Origin of the sequence: Cryobacterium fucosi, assembly GCF_004403515.1 — a bacterium.
In the GTDB taxonomy this organism is placed as follows: Bacteria; Actinomycetota; Actinomycetes; order Actinomycetales; family Microbacteriaceae; genus Cryobacterium; species Cryobacterium fucosi.
This window is the reverse complement of record NZ_SOHH01000094.1, coordinates 1-17,873: the sequence shown is the minus strand read 5'-3', so window position 1 is coordinate 17,873 and position 17,873 is coordinate 1. Positions and strand designations below refer to the sequence as shown.

Below are 17,873 nucleotides of genomic sequence, written 5' to 3'. Positions count from 1 at the left end.
CGGTGGATGATCTCGACAAGCTCGATCACCGAGGGGCACGCTCAGTCCCCGGTGATTGAGCCCGTCGAAATCCTTGGATCGACCTTGGTGGTGTCTAAATATCAATCAGCAACTCGTCGAGACGCTCGTAGCCCTCGACGACGCCACGCTCCATTCCCGCCGACACGATGCCGTCACGGGCCTCGACAGACGGAAACACACTGTGCGTGCTGACCCGCGAACGGCCGCCCGGCAGCGACTCGAACGCATACGACTCGAGGCTCACGACATCCGGCCACCCCTCGTACTCGAAGGTCTGGATGCTGAACTCATTCCGGCGGACGACGTGGAAGACACCGTTGAAGGCGTAGGGGCCGTCACCCGAAGGATCGGTCTGCACGAAGCGGTACCGGCCGCCCGCGCGCATGTCGAGCTCCTCGACCTGCGTGTCGTAGCCTCGCGGTCCGATCCACCGGGAATAGAGCTCCGGGGTGGAATGCGCCGCGAAGACGCGCTCGACGGGGGCGTCGAACTCGCGCACGATGTCGATGAACGGCGTGCCCGGTTCGGCGGTGATGGTGACGGGGTTGGTGCTCATGATTCCTTCTCCTTCCTTATCGCAGCAGATCCGCAGATTCGGTCAGACCGCGTTCTTGCCGTCCCGCCAGGCGAGCCAGCCGGTCAGGCGGTCGAGTTTGTAGTGCGGGCCCGACAGACCCAGCGTGAACAGCCGCGCACCGAGGTCGTAGAGCCGGTCGGCCTCTTCCACGCTGCGACCGCGGAGTTCGGTGGATATCTCGATCTCGGCCAGGTTTCGGCCGACCTTGTCGCACCATCCGGCCAACACGCCGAGCTTGTGTTCGAGCACGTCCGGGCTCGAGAACGAATGCCAGATGTCGGCGTGCTGCGCGACGATGCGGAGGGTCTTCTTCTCACCGCCGCCGCCGATGAGCACGGGGATCTTCCGGGTGGGCGGCGGGTTGAGACTGGCCCACCGCGCCTCGATCCGCGGCAGGTCCTCGGCCAGGGCGTCCAACCGCGTGCCCACGGTGCCGAAGTCGTAGCCGTACTCGTCGTAGTCGCGTTCGAACCAGCCCGAGCCGGTGCCGAAGATGAATCGGCCGCCGCTGATGTGGTCGATGGTGCGGGCCATGTCCGCCTGCAGGTCGGGGTTACGGTAACTGTTGCAGTTGACCAGCGCCCCGAGCTCGATGGTGGAGGTCTGCTCAGCCCAGGCGGACAGGATCGTCCACGACTCGAAATGGAGGCCATTCGGGTCGCCGGCGAGCGGGAAGAAATGGTCCCAGTTGAAGGCGACGTCGGTGCCCATGGCCTCGACCTGGGCGACGGCATCCCGGATTGTGGCGTACTCGGCGTGCTGCGGTGCCAGTTGCGCACCGATGCGCACCGGACGGGAGGCTGCGGACGTCATGCGCTCATCCTAAACCGGCCCTCGCACCTCGGAGCGGGCCCTGGCGGTTACCGCCCGAGCATCTTCTGGAGCGCGGCCATCTCGTCTTCGGTAGGCCCGCCGGTCTTGCCGGCGACGGGCTTGCCACCGCCCAGGCCGAAGCCCGTTCCGCCGGCTGCGATGGCGCCGGCCGGCTTCTCCCCGGAGGCGAGGGCAGCGTTCTCCGCCGCGCGCCTGGCCGGGTTACCCGACTTCGAGCCCTTCTTCTTGGGCTGCTGCTTGCCGCGGTTGCCACCGAGTCCGGCGCCCGCCATCGGACCCATGCCGGGGATGTTGGGCATGCCGCCCTTGGCCACCGTCTTCATCATCTTCGCCGCCTGCTCGAAGCGCTGCACCAGCTGGTTGACCTCGGTCACGGTGGAGCCGGCACCGCGGGCGATGCGCAGCCGGCGGGAGCCGTTCAGCAGCTTAGGGGTGGTGCGTTCGGCCTTCGTCATCGACTGGATGATCGCCTCGGTGCGCACGATCTCACGTTCGTCGAAGTTCTCGAGCTGTTGCTTCATGGCGCCCGCACCCGGCAGCATGCTCATCATCTTCTTGATCGAACCCATGTTCCGCAGCTGCTGCATCTGGCCGAGGAAGTCGTCGAGGGTGAACGTGTCGGTGGAGAACTTCTCCGCCATCTTGCGTGCTTCGTCCTCGTCGAAGGCCCCCTGGGCCTGTTCGATCAGGGTGAGGATGTCGCCGAGGTCGAGGATGCGGCTGGCCATCCGGTCGGGGTGGAACGGTTCGAAGTCGTCCAGGCTCTCACCCGTCGACGCGAACATGATCGGGCGCCCGGTGATCGACGCCACGGACAGTGCGGCACCACCGCGCGCGTCGCCGTCGAGCTTGGTCAGGACGACACCGGTGAAGTCGACGCCGTCCTGGAACGCCTTCGCGGTGGCGACGGCGTCCTGGCCGATCATCGCGTCGATGACGAACAGGACCTCGTCGGGTCCGATGGCCGCACGGATGTCCGAGGCCTGCTTCATCATGTCGGCGTCGACGCCGAGACGGCCGGCGGTGTCCACGATGACAACGTCGTGCATCTTCTGCTGGGCGAACTTGACGCCGTCGCGTGCGACCTGCACCGGGTTGCCGACGCCGTTGCCCGGTTCGGGGGCGAAGACGGCAACGCCGGCCTGCTGCCCGACGACCTGGAGCTGGGTGACCGCGTTGGGACGCTGGAGGTCGGCCGCGACGAGCACGGGCGTGTGACCGTCCTTGGCGAGCCACTTGGCCAGCTTGCCCGCGAGGGTCGTCTTGCCCGCGCCCTGGAGCCCGGCGAGCATGATGATGGTCGGCGGCTTCTTGGCGAATTCGAGCCGGCGCTGCTGGCCGCCGAGGATCTCGACAAGCTCCTCGTTGACGATCCGGACCACCTGCTGCGCCGGGTTTAGCGCCTTGCTGACCTCGTCGCCGAGGGCGCGTTCGCGCACCTTGCCGGTGAACTCCTTGACGACGTCGAGGGCGACGTCGGCGTCGAGAAGGGCGCGACGAATCTCGCGGACGGTGCCGTCGACATCCGCCGCACTGAGCTTGCCCTTGGTGCGGAGATTCTTGAACGTCTCGGCCAGGCGATCTGAGAGGTTTCCAAAAGTAGCCATTGTGCTTCTACTTTAACCGGGTCGGGACAAGCTCGACCACCGACCGGTGATTGAGCCTGTCGAAATCACCTTGCCGGGTCGGGGCACGCGGGGCCACCGAGGCGCTCGGGTGGCTACTGCTCGACGGAGATGACCACCGGGTCGCCGTGCACGTCGATGGTGACAACGAGCAGGGCGTCGGTCTCGTCGGGGCTGATCGAGTACTCGAGCACCGCGAAGTGCTCCTCGCTGCGGAAATGATGTGGGTGGAAGCCCACCCGTTGCAGTTGGATCGAACGGAGGAAGTCGATCTGCTTGTCGCCGGAGTCCCAGATGAGGGCGTCTTCGAGCGACTCCGGGTCCATCTCCTCGAGCTCGGTCGTGATGTAGGCGCCCGTCACCGAGCGCTCGGCGCTGAGATCGGCCACGAGCGACTCGCGGGCCTGGGAGTCCAGCTCCTCAAGCGAATTGACCATGGCCGCGGCGATGTCGAGCGCCTCGACCGACACGGAATCCTCGTCAGGCGAACTCAGGTCGATCTGCACGTCCTGGTCGCCCAGTTCGGCCGTGTCCGACCAGTACACCTCGCCCGCGTCGTCGCTGCCGAGGATTCCGAAGAAATCGTGTTCGATGGTCATGGTGTCCTATCCGACGAGTTGTTGCGCGAAGACGTGCGGGGTGAAACCGGTGAGGTCGTTGATGCCCTCACCCTGGCCGACGAGTTTGATCGGGATGCCGGTCTTCTCCTGCACGGCCAGCACGAAGCCGCCCTTGGCCGACCCGTCCAGCTTGGTGAGCACGAGGCCGGTCACCCCGGCGTGTTCGATGAACGCCTCGGCCTGGGCGAGACCGTTCTGGCCGGTCGTGGCGTCGAGCACGAGGAGAACCTCGGCGATCGGGGTCTGCTTCTCGATCACCCGGCGGATCTTGGTGAGTTCGTCCATCAGGCCGCCCTTGGTCTGCAGCCGGCCTGCCGTGTCGATCAGGACGATCTCGATGCCCTCGTTCATGGCCTTCTGCACGGTCTGGAAGGCAACGGATGCCGGGTCCTGGCCGTGCGCCTGCGGCCTCACGATGTCCGCCCCGGCCCGTTCGGCCCAGGTGGCGAGCTGCTCGACGGCGGCGGCGCGGAAGGTGTCCGCCGCCCCGATCAGCACGCTGCGGTCGTAGCCGCGGAGGAATTTCGCGAACTTGCCGATCGTGGTCGTCTTGCCCACACCGTTCACACCGACGACGAGCACCACCGCGGGGCGGGCGCTGAGGGTGAGGGTCGGGTCGTGCCGGGCGAGTCGTTCCTCGATTCCCTCGCGGAGCATCCGCTGCAGGTCGACCGGGTCAGTTGTGTGGTACCTGGCCACCTTCGCCCGGAGTTCGGCGACGATCGCATCGGTCACGGCCGGCCCGAAGTCGGCCTGGATGAGAGCGTCTTCGAGGTCGTCCCAGGTGTCGTCGTCGATCGTCTGCTTCGTGAACATGCCGCGCAGAGCGCCGGAGAGTGACCAGGAGGTGCGTTCTGCCATGCCTCTAGCCTATGGCTCGGGGCCTTCGGACCTGGACGGACGGCCTCATCCTGCACCTCGTCCGACATTCGCGGTAACACCGCCGACCCGACCCGGCAGAATGGTCGGGTGAGCACCCAGACTCCCCCAGCGCTCGTCGGGATCGCCCACGGCACGTCGTCAGCGCACGGCCAGGCCGCGGTCGCCGGCCTGATGCGCGCCGTGGCCGCTGCCCGGCCCGATCTGACGGTCGCCGCCGGTTTCGTCGACGTGCAACAGCCGGACGCACCGGCGACCCTCGCAGCCCTGCCGGCCGGGCTTCCCGCCGTCGTCGTGCCCTTGCTGCTCTCGGCGGGCTACCACGTACACGTCGACCTGACCGAGGCCGTGCTGGCCGAAACAGGTCGTTCCGTGGCGCTCGCCGGCGCGCTCGGACCGGACGACCGCATCATCGCCGTGCTCCGACAGCGGCTCGCGGAGGCCGGACTCCGACCCGACGACGTTCTCGTGCTCGCCGTTGCCGGGTCGAGCGACGCGCGGGCCGTTGAGGCCTGCCGGGTCGTCGCCGAGCGCCTGGCGCAGGTCGCCGGGCGCGAGGTGACCCTCGGTTTTCTCTCCGCGGCGACCCCCCGCCTGGCCTGCGCGGTGACGAAGGCCAGGATCGACCGGCCCGGCCGGCGGGTCGTCGTCAGCAGCTACCTGCTTGCCCCCGGCTACTTCCAGGGGCTGGTCGAGAAGGCAGGGGCGGATGTCGTGACCCGCCCGCTCCTGGTGCCCGCCGAGCCCGCGCCGCCGCTGCTCGTCGAGGTCGTTGTCAGCCGGTACCTGAGCGCCGTCACTCGGTTCGTCCAGCCGAGCAACAACTGAGACCGCCGCTGCCCGGGCCGCCGCATTGCGGCACCGGAGGATGGCGCCCCACCCGTCGCGACCCGCGTCACGACGGTCGAGCGCGTTCCGAATTCAGGAGAGCAGCCCGAATCGAGAGCCGAAGCGGGCATCCGCCGCACTGTTCGGGGCAGTTCACCTGAATTCGGCACCGAACCTCACCGACGCTCGACCACCGACGGGGTCGAGCACAGGGGCGACCGCAGACAGGCCAGTGTGACGCCGTGCTACGGCGCGTGACCGGCCGTTACGGCCCCGCAAGACACGGGCCCCTGTTCTCGGTACATTTTCTCCCACGCAGTTCGGCATCCGTTGTCGCCGTCGCCGCGTCCAAGGAGGAGGAACCATCGTGTCACCGAGTCAGACAGAGACGGCCCCGCCGGCCCGCCCGCAGCGCCAGTCTTCGCGTCCGAACGGACAGTGGAAGGTGGACGGCACCGCACCCCTGAACGGCAACGAGGTCTGGAAGCAGGAGGACGGCGGCCTGAACGTGCGGGAGCGGATCGAGAAGATCTACTCCAAGCAGGGTTTCGACTCGATCGACGGCACCGACCTGCACGGCCGGATGCGCTGGTGGGGCCTCTACACCCAACGCAAGCCGGGAATCGACGGCGGAAAGACCGCCACGCTCGAGCCGCACGAGCTCGAAGACAAGTACTTCATGCTCCGCGTACGCATCGACGGCGGCCAGCTCACCACCACCCAGCTGCGCGTCATCGGCGAGATCTCCACCGAATTCGGTCGCGACTCCGCCGACCTGACCGACCGGCAGAACATCCAGCTGCACTGGATCAGGGTCGAGGACGTGCCGGAGATCTGGCGCCGCCTCGAGGCCGTCGGCCTGCAGACCACGGAGGCCTGCGGCGACGTGCCCCGCGTCGTGCTTGGCTCCCCCGTCGCCGGCATCGCCGTCGACGAGCTCATCGACCCGACCACGGTGATCAACGAGATCACCGCGCGGTACATCGGGGTCCCTGAGCTCGCGAACCTTCCCCGCAAATTCAAGACGGCCCTCACCGGGCACCCGAGCCAGGATGTTGTGCACGAGATCAACGACGTCGGATTCGTCGCCCTGCGGCACCCGGAGCTCGGCCTCGGCTATGACCTCTGGGTCGGCGGCGGGCTCTCCGCCAACCCCCGCCTCGGCGAGCGCCTGGGCGCCTTCGTCTCCCCCGACAGGGTCGCGGATGTCTGGCTCGGCGTCGCCTCGATCTTCCGTGACTACGGGTACCGGCGGCTGCGCAACAAGGCGAGGCTGAAATTCCTGCTCGCCGACTGGGGGCCGGAGAAGTTCCGTCGGGTGCTCGAGGACGAATACCTCCACGAGGCACTGCCCGACGGCCCGCCCGCGCCCACCCCGACGCAGCAGGGCGACCACATCGGCGTGCACAAGCAGAACGACGGACGGTTCTACCTCGGCGTCACCCCGTTCGTCGGCCGCGTGTCCGGAACGATTCTCACGGGGCTCGCCGACCTGCTCGAGCAGCACGGCTCGACCCGGCTGCGCACCACGCCGCACCAGAAGCTCGTGCTGCTCGACATCGTCGAGACGAGCGTCGAACCGCTCATCGCCGCGCTCGACGCCCTGGGGCTCGCCGCACGCCCCAGCCTCTTCCGCCGTTCGACCATCGCCTGCACCGGCATCGAATACTGCAAGCTCGCCATCGTCGAGACCAAGCAGACCGCCACCGACGCCGTGCTCGAGCTGGAGAAGCGCCTGGCCGGCATCGACGTGCCCCAGCCGATCAGCCTGCACGTCAACGGATGCCCGAACTCCTGCGCCCGCATCCAGACCGCGGACATCGGCCTCAAGGGGCAGCTCCTGCCGGGCGCCGAGGGCGGCCAGGTCCCCGGGTTCCAGGTGCACCTCGGCGGCGGCCTGGCCTCGGTCGGCCGGGACGAGGCAGGCCTCGGCCGCACCGTGCGCGGCCTCAAGGTCACCGCGGACGACCTGGCCGACTACGTGGAGCGCATTGTGGTCCGGTTCATCGCCGACAGGACAGCAAACGAGACCTTCGCCGAATGGGCCCACCGCGCCGACGAGGAGGCACTGCAATGAGCATCGACAACACAGGAATTGTCGGCACAAGCCGGGCGGGCACGCTCCGTTCCTCCGACGAGCTGCGCGCCCTCGCCGAGAGCGGCGCCGCCGAGCTCGGCGAGGCCGGCTTCGACCGGGTCGTCGCCTGGGTTGCCGCGAACTTCGCGGTGAACGCCGTCGCGGTCGCCTGCTCGATGGCCGACGCGGTACTCCCCCACGTCGTCTCCGCGCAGCTGCCCGGCGTCGACGTGCTCTTCCTCGACACCGGGTACCACTTCGCCGAGACCCATCAGACCAGGGATGACGTGGCCCGGCTGTTGCCCGTGCGGGTCGTCGACGTGCTGCCCGAGCACTCGGTGGCCGAACAGGACCGGCTGCACGGCGCGGAACTCTTCAACCGAGATCCCAATCGCTGCTGCGCGATGCGCAAGGTCGAGCCACTGCACCGGGCACTCGGCGGCTACGAGCTGTGGTTCACCGGCGTGCGCCGGGACGAAGCGCCCACCCGCGCCGCCACCCCGCTGGTGACCTGGGACGACCGCAACGGCCTGGTCAAGGTGAATCCGCTCGCCGCCTGGAGCTTCGAGGACATCCTCGACTACGCGGCCCGGCACCGGGTACCGGTGAATCCGTTGATGGCCCAGGGCTATCCCTCGATCGGCTGCGCGCCGTGCACGAAACCCGTCGCCCCCGGCGACGATCCCCGATCCGGACGCTGGGCCAGCCTGGCGAAGACAGAATGCGGACTCCACCTGTGAACGCTCCATCGGTCCTCCCCGCTACCCCGAACCAGGCCGCCGGCAGCCACCGCCTGTCGCAGCTCGACGTGCTCGAGAGCGAGGCCATCCACATCATCCGCGAGGTCGTGGCCGAGTTCGAACGGCCCGTACTGCTGTTCTCCGGCGGAAAGGATTCCGTCGTGGTGCTCCACCTTGCCGCGAAGGCCTTCTGGCCCGGCCGGGTGCCGTTCCCGTTGCTGCACGTGGACACCGGGCACAACTTCCCCGAGGTCATCGCCTTCCGCGACGAGACCGTGGAGCGCCTCGGCCTGCGGCTCGAGGTCGCCCGGGTGCAGGACTACATCGACGACGGCCGGCTGCAGGAGCGGGCCGACGGCACCAGGAACCCGCTGCAGACCCTGCCGCTGCTCGACTCGATCGCGGCCGGCCGGCACGACGCCGTCTTCGGCGGTGCCCGCCGCGACGAGGACAAGGCCAGGGCGAAGGAACGCATCCTCTCCCTCCGCGACGAATTCGGCCAGTGGGACCCGCGCAACCAGCGGCCCGAACTGTGGAACCTCTACAACGGCCGCCACACGGTCGGCCAGCACGTGCGCGCGTTCCCGATCAGCAACTGGACCGAGCTGAACGTGTGGCGCTACATCGAACGGGAGCAGATCGCCCTGCCCCCGCTGTACTACGCGCACGAACGCGAGGTCTACCGCCGCGACGGGATGTGGCGCGCGACCGGTCCGGTGAGCGCCCCCCGGGCGACCGAGGCCGTCGAGAACCGCACGGTGCGCTACCGCACCGTCGGCGACATGAGCTGCACGGGCGCGGTCGAGTCGGATGCCGCATCCGTCGACGCCGTCGTGCGCGAGGTCGCCCTGAGCACGATCACCGAACGCGGCGCGACGCGCGCCGACGACCGGATCTCCGAAGCCGCCATGGAAGACCGAAAAAAGGACGGGTACTTCTAATGACCCAGACACTCATCGACAGCCAGGCACTCGGCCAGGCGCCCGGCCAGGCGCCCGTCGACCAGGCCGGCGGGACCCTGTTCCGTTTCGCGACCGCCGGCTCGGTCGACGACGGCAAGTCGACCCTCGTCGGCAGGCTGCTGCACGACTCGAAGGCCGTGCTCGCCGACCAGCTCGACGCCGTCACCCGCACCTCGACCGAGCGCGGCTTCGGCGGCGCAGCGGGCGGCATCGACTTCGCGCTGCTCACCGACGGCCTCCGCGCCGAACGCGAACAGGGCATCACGATCGATGTCGCCTACCGCTACTTCGCCACCAACCGGCGCTCCTTCATCCTCGCCGACTGCCCCGGGCACGTGCAGTACACCCGCAACATGGTCACCGGCGCCACCACGGCGGACGCCGTGATCATGCTCATCGACGCCCGCAAGGGTGTGCTCGAACAGACCCGCCGCCACCTCTCGGTGGTGCGCCTGCTCCGCGTCCCGCACATCATCGTCGCCGTCAACAAGATCGACCTGCTCGGCTACGACGAGGCTGCCTGCACCGAGATCGCGGATGCCGTGCGCACGGTCACCTGCGAACTCGGCCTCGGCGCAGTGCACGTCATTCCCGTCTCGGCCCTGGCCGGCGACAACGTCGCAGGCCGCTCCCCGCGTACGCCGTGGTACACCGGGCCCAGCCTGCTCGAACTGCTCGAGACCCTGCCGGTCGTCGACGAGGTCGAGAGCGCGCTCGAGGACTTCCGCCTGCCGGTGCAGCTCGTGCTGCGCCCCCAGGGCGCCGTCGCCGTCCCCGCCACCGACGCGCCCGCCTTCCGCGACTACCGGGCCTACGCCGGGCAGGTCGCCTCCGGCACCGTGCGGGTCGGCGACGCCGTCACCGTGCTCCCCGGCGGGGCCAACACCGTCGTCACCGGGATCGACTTCGCCGGAACCGAACAGGGCGAGGCATTCGCGCCGCAGTCCATCGCCCTCCGGCTGAGGGACGACCTCGACATCGCCCGCGGCGCGGTCATCGGCGCCGCCGGCACCTTCCCGGAGCCCACGAAGGAGCTGACGGCCGCCCTGTTCTGGCTCGACCCCCGGCCGCTCACCCCCGGCGACCGCACCCTCGTGAAGTTCGGTGCCAACACGGTCCAGGCGATCGTCACCGCCGTCACCGGCCGGCTCAACCTGGACACCCTGGAGCAGGAGGCCGCGGCCAGCCTCGACATCAACGACATCGGCCACGTCACCGTGCGGCTCGCCTCGGCGTTGCCGGTCGAGACCTTCGCCGAGAACCGCCGCGCCGGCGCGTTCCTCGTGATCCATCCGCAGGACGGCGCGACCCTCGCCGCCGGCATCGTGACGGCGCCCGGGGTGCCTGCATGACCCGGCGCACCGGCCTCCGCTCCGGCCTCCGCGGCGGCCTCGTCGTTCGCGCCGGCCTCGCCCTGCTCGCGGTCGCCGTCGTGCCCGTGCTCCTGGGCGGATGCTCCGCTCAGGGCAGCGCGGCCACGCCGGCCGGGCCGGCCGAGGAGCTCCGCCTCGGCTACTTCGACAACGTCACGCACGCCCCCGCACTGGTCGGGCTGGAGAAGGGACTCCTCGCAGACAGCCTCGGCGACACCGAGCTGAGCAGCCAGGTCTTCAGCGCCGGGCCTGCCACCATCGAGGCCCTGAGCGCCGGGGCGATCGACGCCGCCTACATCGGGCCGAACCCCGCCGTGAACAGCTTCATCAAGAGCGCCGGGCAGTCCGTGCGGATCGTGGCCGGCGCCGCCAGCGGCGGCGCGGCCCTGGTCGTGCGCGCCGGCATCGACGGTCCGGCCGACCTGGCCGGCACCACCATCGCCACCCCGCAGCTCGGCAACACCCAGGACGTCGCCCTCCGCGCCTGGCTCGGCGAGCAGGGCTACGACACCGACACCACCGGCGGCGGCCAGGTGCACATCGCGCCGACCGACAACGCCCAGACCCTGGCCCTGTTCCGGAGCGGCAAGATCGATGGTGCCTGGGTGCCCGAACCCTGGGTGTCCAGGCTCGTGCAGGACGCCGGCGCCACCGTGCTCGTCGACGAGGCGTCCCTCTGGCCCGACGGCGCCTTCCCCACCACGGTGCTGCTCGTGCGGAGCGAGTACCTGGCCGAGCACCCCGAAACTGTGCGGGCCCTCGTCGCCGGGCACACGGCATCCGTCGACTGGCTCACCGCACACCCGGACGAGTCCGCCGCCGTGATCAACACGAAGCTGACCGAAGACACCGGCAAGGGCCTCTCCGAGGCCGTGATCACCCGCGCCCTCTCGCACGTGACATTCACCACCGATCCGCTGGCGGCGACGTTCCCCGTGCTGCTGGGGGCCGGCGTCACGGTCGGCACCGCGAAACCGGGCAAGCTGGCCGGGCTCTTCGACCTGAGCGCCCTGAACGCCGTGCGGGCAGAGGCCGGCGTCGCGCCGGTCAGCGCCGCCGGACTCGGAACGGAGTGAACCGATGATCGACACCAGAACGGCACCGGTGACGGTCGGCCCGACCACCGTCCGCGCGACCACGGTCGCCACGGATCGGCCGAACGACGCCCCCGCCATCCGCGTCGACGGCCTCACCAAGAGATTCGGCACCGACGGCCCGATCGTGCTCGAGGACATCACCCTGTCGATCGAGCCCGGCGAGTTCGTCTGCCTGCTCGGCGCGTCCGGCTGCGGCAAGTCGACCCTGCTGGGCATCATCGCGGGTCTCGAACATCCCACCAGCGGCACCGTCACCGTCTCCAGCGGCAGCGCCGCGGTGATGTTCCAGGAGTCCGCCCTGTTCCCCTGGCTGACCGCCGGGCGCAACGTCGAGCTCGCCCTCAAACTGCGCGGAGTGCCGCGGGCCCAGCGGCGCGGCCAGGCGCTCGAACTGCTCGATCTCGTCAACCTCGCGGATGCCGCGCACAAGCGCCCGCACGAGCTCTCCGGCGGCATGCGCCAACGTGTCGCCCTCGCCCGCTCGCTCGCTCAGGACCGCAAGGTGCTCCTGATGGACGAACCGTTCGCAGCGCTCGACGCGATCACCCGGGACCTGCTGCACGAGGAACTCGAGCGGATCTGGCGGGAGACCGGCCGCACGATCGTTTTCGTCACCCACAACGTGCGCGAGGCCGCCCGGCTCGGCCAGCGGGTGCTGCTGATGTCCTCCCGCCCGGGGCGGATCGCCAACGAGTGGCGCCTGGCCGACACCGGGCCCCGCCGGATCGAATCCCCGGAGGTATCGCGTCTGTCCATCGAGATCACCGAGCAGCTCCGACAGGAGATCCGCCGCAATGCCCACTGACACGAACACGAGCACGAGCACGACCGTCCCGTCGATTCCCGCGGCCGCCCGCGCCGCCTCCAACGACGACTTCCGCACCCTCGAGGCCGGCCTCGACGCCCTGCAGACCGTTCCGCTCGCCGAGCGGGGACCCTGGCGTCGCATCGTCGACGGCGTGCTCCCGCCGGTGCTGCTGCTCGCGGCGCTGGTCCTCGCCTGGCAGTTCTACGTCGTCATCGCGCAGCCGCGCCCGGACCTCGTGCCGGGGCCGTTCAACGTCGCGGCCTCGATCGGGGAACTCTGGTCGAACGGGCGGCTGCAGCAGGCGGTGCTCACGAGCCTCGCCCGCGGCGGCGCAGGCTTCCTGATCGCCGTCGCCATCGGCACCCCGCTCGGGCTGCTGCTCGCCGAGTGGCGGCTGCTCCGCCGCGCGCTCGGCCCGCTGCTCTCCGGGTTGCAGGTACTGCCCTCGGTGGCCTGGGTGCCTGCCGCGATCATCTGGTTCGGGCTCACGGATGCGACCGTCTACTTCGTGGTGCTGATGGGCGCCGTCCCCTCGATCGCCAACGGCCTCGTCGCGGGGATCGACCAGGTTCCGCCGCAGCTGCGCCGGGTGGGCACCGTGCTCGGCGCCTCCCGCCTCCAGCTCGCGACCCTGGTCATCCTGCCCGCCGCCCTGCCCGGCTACCTGGCCGGGCTCAAGCAGGGCTGGGCGTTCTCCTGGCGCTCCCTGATGGCGGCGGAGATCATCGCGATGGGTGGGTCGATCGGCTTCGGGCTCGGCTCCATGCTGCAGCAGAGCCGGGACCTGGCCGACCTGCCGGGCGTGCTCGCCACCATCCTGGTCATCCTGTTCGTCGGCATCCTGGTCGAACTGATCGCATTCGCCCCGGCCGAGCGCAGTCTCCTGCGTCGCCGCGGCCTGGCCTCCGGAGGAACCCGATGACGCTCGTCCTCTACCCGCTCGGCCTGAAGTTGTCCGGCCGCTCCGTCATCGTTGTCGGCGGCGGTCCCGTCGCCGCCCGGCGCGCGTCGGGCCTCGTCGCCGTGGGCGCGCTCGTCACCGTCGTCGCCCCTGAGGCCGGCCCCGACCTCCGCGCCCTCCTGGCCACCGGCGCCGTCACCTGGCGGGAGCGCGCGTACCGCACCGGCGACCTGGCCGGCGCCTGGCTCGCCCACACGGCCACCGGCGTGCCCGAGGTCGACGCCCTGGTCGCCGCCGACGCCGAAGCCGCGCGGATCTGGTGCGTGAACGCGGCCGATCACGCCGTGTCCGCCGCCTGGGTTCCCGCCGTCACCCGGCGGGACGACGTGACCGTCACCGTGTCGACCGGCGGCGACCCGCGCCGGGCCATGGCGCTGCGGAATGCGATCGAAAACTCCCTCGACGCCGGTTCGCTGCCGCTGCGCCACCACCGCCGACCCGCGGGCACCGGCACCGTGCACCTCGTCGGCGGCGGCCCCGGCGACCCCGGCCTGATCACCGTGCTCGGCCGGAGGCTCCTCGCCGAGGCCGACGTCGTGATCGCCGACCGCCTCGGCCCGCGCTCCCTCCTCGGCGAGCTCGACCCCGAGGTGCTCGTGATCGACGTCGGCAAGCTCCCCGGCCACCACCCGGTTCCCCAGGACGAGATCAACGCCCTGCTCGTCGAGCACGCCCGCGCCGGGCGCCGGGTCGTGCGCCTCAAGGGCGGCGACCCCTACGTGCTCGGCCGCGGCGGCGAGGAGGCCGCCCACTGCCGCAGCCACGGCGTCGCCGTGGAGGTGGTGCCCGGCGTGACCAGCGCCGTCTCGGTCCCGGCGGCGGCAGGCATCCCGGTCACCCACCGCGGCGTCGCGGCCGGCTTCACGGTCGTCACCGGGCACGAACAGCTCCGCGCGCTCCAGGGCGGACGGGACCACACCGTGATCCTGCTGATGGGCATCAGCGCCCTGGCCGGGTCCGCCGCGGTGCTCGCCACGGGAACCCGCGGCGAGGACTGCCCCGTCGCCATCATCGAGGACGGTTACGGCCCCGGCCAGCGGGTCACGATCGGCACGCTCGCCACGATCACCGCCCTGGCCGCCAGCCGCGGCGTCACCTCCCCGGCCGTCATCGTGGTCGGAGACGTCGTCACGCTGAGCCCGCACGCGCACCGCGCCATCGTCCCCTCCGAACCTGCCTCGACCGAACTCGTCCCCACCGCACCCCGAAAGGCCCACCCATGACCCGGACGCCCACCGCGCACCAGCCCCTCCGCGTCGCCATCATCGGCGCCGGCCCGGCCGGCATCTACGCCGGCAACATCCTCGCCAGGGCCGTGCAGGACGCCGGCGGCGAGGTCGGAATCGACCTGTTCGATTCGCTCCCCGCCCCCTACGGCCTGATCCGGTACGGCGTTGCCCCCGATCACCCCCGGATCAAGGGCATCGTCAACTCGCTGCACGAGATGCTGGACGCCGGCACCATCCGGTTCATCGGCAACGTGGACTACGGCACGGACCTTGACCTGGCCGACCTGCGCGCGCACTACCACGCGGTCATCTTCGCGACCGGGGCGATCCGGGATGCCGTTCTCGGCGTTCCCGGCATCGACCTGCCCGGCTCCCACGGGGCCGCCGACTTCGTCTCCTGGTTCGACGGGCATCCGGATGCCCCACGGGAGTGGCCGCTCGACGCGACCGACATCGCCGTGATCGGCAACGGCAACGTCGCCCTCGACGTGGCGCGGATGCTGGCCAAACACCCGGTCGACCTCCTCCCGACCGACATCCCTGCCAATGTGCACGCCGGGCTCGCGGGCTCGCCGGTGACCGATGTTCACGTGTTCGGCCGGCGCGGACCTGCCCAGGTGAAATTCACCCCGATCGAGTTGCGCGAACTCGGCGACATCCCGAACGTCGACGTGCTGGTCTACGGGGAGGATTTCCCGAGGGATGAGCACTCCGAGCGGTTGCTCGCCGCGTCGAACAACCAGGTCAAGGTGATGACCCGCACCCTGAACGGCTGGCTGACCAGGGAACCGACCGGGGCACCCCGCCGGCTTCACCTGCACTTCCTGCACAGCCCGGTCGAGGTCTACGGCGCCGGCCGGGTCGAGGGCGTCCGATTCGAACGCACCGAGCCCACCGCTGACGGCGGCGTCCGCGGCACCGGGGAGATCCTCGACTACTCCGTGCAGGCCGTCTACCGCGCGGTCGGCTACCGGGGCACCGCCCTGGCGCGGGTGCCGTTCGACGAGGCAAGAGGGGTCATCCCGAACGACGGCGGACGGGTGGTCGATGCCCAGGGCGCCCCTCTCCCCGGCCTCTATGCGACCGGCTGGATCAAGCGCGGACCGGTCGGCCTGATCGGGCACACGAAGAGCGACGCCCTCGAGACCGTGACGAAGCTGCTCGAGGACTTCGACCTGACGGGGCAGCCCGGCCGGCCGGAGGAGGACGCGATCCTCGCCCTGCTCGACGAGCGGGGCATCCGTTTCACAACCTGGTCCGGCTGGCTGGCCGTCGACGCGCACGAGCGTGCGCTCGGCGAGGCCGACCCGTCCCCGGTGACGCGGGAACGCGTCAAGGTCGTGCCCCGCGACGAGCAGGTCGGCATCGCCCGCGCCGAAAGCCTGGTCTCGTCGTGACCTACGTCATCGCCCTGCCCTGCGTCGACGTGNGTGGACGAATGCCCCGTCGACTGCATCTACGAGGGCGACCGCTCGCTCTACATCCACCCCGACGAATGCGTCGACTGCGGCGCCTGCGAACCGGTCTGCCCGGTCGAAGCGATCTACTACGAAGACGACGTGCCCGAACAATGGGCCGAGTACTACAAGGCGAACGTCGAGTTCTTCGACGATCTGGGATCCCCCGGCGGGGCCGCCAGGACCGGCGTGCTCGCGTTCGACCACCCGATCATCTCGGCGCTGCCACCCCAGGTCGTGGCCGGCGCCTGACGGGGCTATGGTGTCTGCATGCCGGTGAAGGAGTGGCCTGCGGATTCGATCGAGGCCGGGATCGCCCAGTGCGTCACCGCCTGTGACGCGCTGGTGAAGGTCAGCGAGGACTGCGCGGATGCCTGCCTCGCCATCGAGGGCGACGGCGAGGTCACGGCCTGTTTCCTGGCCGACCTGGACTGCATCGAGATCTGCATCACCACGACCAGGGTGTTGTCCTGGCACACCCGGAACAACGGGCCGACGGCCATCTCGATCCTGGAGACCTGCCGGGAGGCGAGCCGGGTCTCGGCGGCGGCCTGCGAACGGATGAAGGCCATCCACCCTTCCTGGCAGACCTGCTCGATGGCCTGCCGCAGGCTCGGCGACTCCTGCACCCGGCTCCTCGCCACCCTGGGGCACCGGGAACCTGGGGCACCGGGAAGGGTAGCGGACTCAGGAGGCCCGGGCCTCATCCTTCGCGAGCCGCTGCCCGACGACGGCCGAGACCCCGTCCTGCCTCATCGACACACCGTAGAGGGCGTCCGCGATCTCCATCGTGCGCTTCTGATGGGTGATGATGATCAGCTGACTGGCCGCCTTCAGGTCCTCGAAGATCGTCAGCAGTCGGCCGAGATTCGCGTCGTCGAGGGCCGCCTCGACCTCGTCCATGATGTAGAACGGGCTCGGCCGCGCCTTGAAGATCGCGATCAGCAGGGCGACCGCCGCCAGTGACCGTTCCCCGCCGGAGAGCAGGGAGAGCCGTTCGATCTTCTTGCCTGCCGGTTTGACCGAAACCTCGATCCCGGTCGTGAGCAAGGAGTCAGGGTCGGTGAGACGGATGCTGCCGCTGCCGCCGGGGAACAGCACCGGGAAGACCTCGGCGAACGCCGCCTGCGTGTCGTCGAAGGCGCTGCCGAAGATGGCCCCCATCTTCTCGTCGATCTCCGCGATGATGGTGAGCAGGTCGGTGCGGGTGTTGGTGAGGTCGGTGAGCTGTTCGGTGAGGAACTTGTGCCGCTGCTCGAGTGCCGCGAATTCCTCGAGGGCGAGCGGGTTGATCCGGCCGAGTTGCGCGAACCGGCGTTCCGCGGCGGCGAGGCGTTTCTGCTGCTCGGACCGGTCGTAGGGCCCCCCCGCAGCGTGGGCGCCGGAGTCGGCGCCGGAGTCGGAGTCGGCGCCGGAGTCGGAGTCGGTCTCGGACCCGGACGGGATCGGCTGGTCGGGGCCGTATTCGGCCACGAGCACCTCCTCGACCAGGCCCAGTTCGTTGCCCGCGCGTTCGAGCAGGCCCGAGAGGTGAAGCTTCTTCTCGTAGATCTCAAGTTCGAGGCCGTGCACGTTCTCGGTGACGGCCTGGAGCCGGTCCCGGAGGGCGCTGTCTTCCCGCCGCAGGGCCGAGAGTTCCGCGTTCTGGCTGGTGCGCTCGCCCTCGGCGCGGGCGAGCCGCAGGCGGGCCTCGCTGACCGCGCCGTCGACCGAGGCGAGCACTTGGGGCAGCGCCTGTGCGACGCCCATGGCCGCCGCCACCTGGCGGCGCCGGACCACCGCGCG

16 protein-coding genes and 2 pseudogenes are annotated in these 17,873 nt (G+C 70.1%); 12 read left to right on the top strand and 6 right to left on the bottom strand.

Annotation, left to right across the window (positions count from 1 at the left end; translation table 11 throughout):
• Positions 1–94: 94 nt before the first annotated feature.
• The 5 genes from E3T48_RS13600 to ftsY form a co-directional block, all read right to left on the bottom strand.
• Positions 95–577, bottom strand: coding sequence for an SRPBCC family protein (locus tag E3T48_RS13600; protein ID WP_134524582.1), 483 nt, complete (start codon positions 575–577; stop codon positions 95–97).
• A 42-nt stretch (positions 578–619) separates the two neighbouring features.
• Complete coding sequence (locus tag E3T48_RS13595) at positions 620–1,411, bottom strand: LLM class F420-dependent oxidoreductase (protein ID WP_134524581.1); 792 nt, start codon at positions 1,409–1,411, stop codon at positions 620–622.
• Between the two features lie 47 nt (positions 1,412–1,458).
• On the bottom strand, positions 1,459–3,039 hold the full coding sequence (gene ffh, locus E3T48_RS13590; RefSeq protein WP_134524580.1) for a signal recognition particle protein: 1,581 nt from the start codon (positions 3,037–3,039) through the stop codon (positions 1,459–1,461).
• Positions 3,040–3,152: 113 nt separating this feature from the next.
• Positions 3,153–3,656: a DUF2004 domain-containing protein gene (locus E3T48_RS13585; protein WP_134524579.1), complete on the bottom strand. Its 504-nt coding sequence runs from the start codon at positions 3,654–3,656 to the stop codon at positions 3,153–3,155.
• 6 nt (positions 3,657–3,662) lie between these two features.
• Complete coding sequence (ftsY, locus tag E3T48_RS13580; RefSeq protein WP_134524578.1) at positions 3,663–4,538, bottom strand: signal recognition particle-docking protein FtsY; 876 nt, start codon at positions 4,536–4,538, stop codon at positions 3,663–3,665.
• Positions 4,539–4,646: 108 nt separating this feature from the next.
• On the opposite strand from ftsY, the gene E3T48_RS13575 reads away from it, so the two are divergent.
• From E3T48_RS13575 to E3T48_RS17675, 12 genes and pseudogenes are all read left to right on the top strand, one after another.
• Positions 4,647–5,384 (top strand): sirohydrochlorin chelatase, encoded by a 738-nt coding sequence (locus tag E3T48_RS13575; RefSeq protein WP_134524577.1) that lies wholly within the window; start codon positions 4,647–4,649, stop codon positions 5,382–5,384.
• Between the two features lie 367 nt (positions 5,385–5,751).
• Positions 5,752–7,461, top strand: a complete 1,710-nt coding sequence (locus E3T48_RS13570; protein WP_174844173.1) for a nitrite/sulfite reductase — start codon at positions 5,752–5,754, stop codon at positions 7,459–7,461.
• On the top strand, positions 7,458–8,201 hold the full coding sequence (locus E3T48_RS13565) for a phosphoadenylyl-sulfate reductase (RefSeq protein WP_134524575.1): 744 nt from the start codon (positions 7,458–7,460) through the stop codon (positions 8,199–8,201). Before E3T48_RS13570 ends, E3T48_RS13565 begins: the two co-directional genes overlap by 4 nt.
• Positions 8,183–9,142 (top strand): sulfate adenylyltransferase subunit CysD, encoded by a 960-nt coding sequence (cysD, locus tag E3T48_RS13560; protein ID WP_134524574.1) that lies wholly within the window; start codon positions 8,183–8,185, stop codon positions 9,140–9,142. Before E3T48_RS13565 ends, cysD begins: the two co-directional genes overlap by 19 nt.
• A complete protein-coding gene (locus tag E3T48_RS13555; protein WP_134524573.1) occupies positions 9,142–10,515 on the top strand; it encodes a sulfate adenylyltransferase subunit 1 in 1,374 nt (457 codons plus the stop codon). The genes cysD and E3T48_RS13555 overlap by 1 nt, the downstream gene beginning before the upstream one ends.
• A complete protein-coding gene (locus E3T48_RS13550; RefSeq protein WP_134524572.1) occupies positions 10,512–11,612 on the top strand; it encodes an ABC transporter substrate-binding protein in 1,101 nt (366 codons plus the stop codon). The genes E3T48_RS13555 and E3T48_RS13550 overlap by 4 nt, the downstream gene beginning before the upstream one ends.
• Positions 11,613–11,616: 4 nt before the next feature.
• Complete coding sequence (locus E3T48_RS13545; protein ID WP_134524571.1) at positions 11,617–12,438, top strand: ABC transporter ATP-binding protein; 822 nt, start codon at positions 11,617–11,619, stop codon at positions 12,436–12,438.
• Positions 12,428–13,363, top strand: a complete 936-nt coding sequence (locus tag E3T48_RS13540) for an ABC transporter permease (protein ID WP_134524570.1) — start codon at positions 12,428–12,430, stop codon at positions 13,361–13,363. The genes E3T48_RS13545 and E3T48_RS13540 overlap by 11 nt, the downstream gene beginning before the upstream one ends.
• Complete coding sequence (cobA, locus tag E3T48_RS13535) at positions 13,360–14,625, top strand: uroporphyrinogen-III C-methyltransferase (RefSeq protein ID WP_134524569.1); 1,266 nt, start codon at positions 13,360–13,362, stop codon at positions 14,623–14,625. The genes E3T48_RS13540 and cobA overlap by 4 nt, the downstream gene beginning before the upstream one ends.
• Positions 14,622–16,028: an FAD-dependent oxidoreductase gene (locus E3T48_RS13530; RefSeq protein ID WP_134524568.1), complete on the top strand. Its 1,407-nt coding sequence runs from the start codon at positions 14,622–14,624 to the stop codon at positions 16,026–16,028. Before cobA ends, E3T48_RS13530 begins: the two co-directional genes overlap by 4 nt.
• Positions 16,025–16,340 (top strand): annotated as a pseudogene (gene fdxA, locus E3T48_RS13525) (ferredoxin). The gene E3T48_RS13530 and the pseudogene fdxA overlap by 4 nt, the downstream one beginning before the upstream one ends.
• Before the next feature lie 18 nt (positions 16,341–16,358).
• Positions 16,359–16,667: pseudogene (locus E3T48_RS17675) on the top strand (four-helix bundle copper-binding protein); the annotation flags it as partial.
• A gap of 108 nt (positions 16,668–16,775) precedes the next feature.
• Here E3T48_RS17675 and E3T48_RS13515 read toward each other — a convergent pair.
• Positions 16,776–17,873 (bottom strand): AAA family ATPase (locus tag E3T48_RS13515; RefSeq protein WP_166789743.1); only part of this gene is annotated, 1,098 nt, incomplete at its 5' end.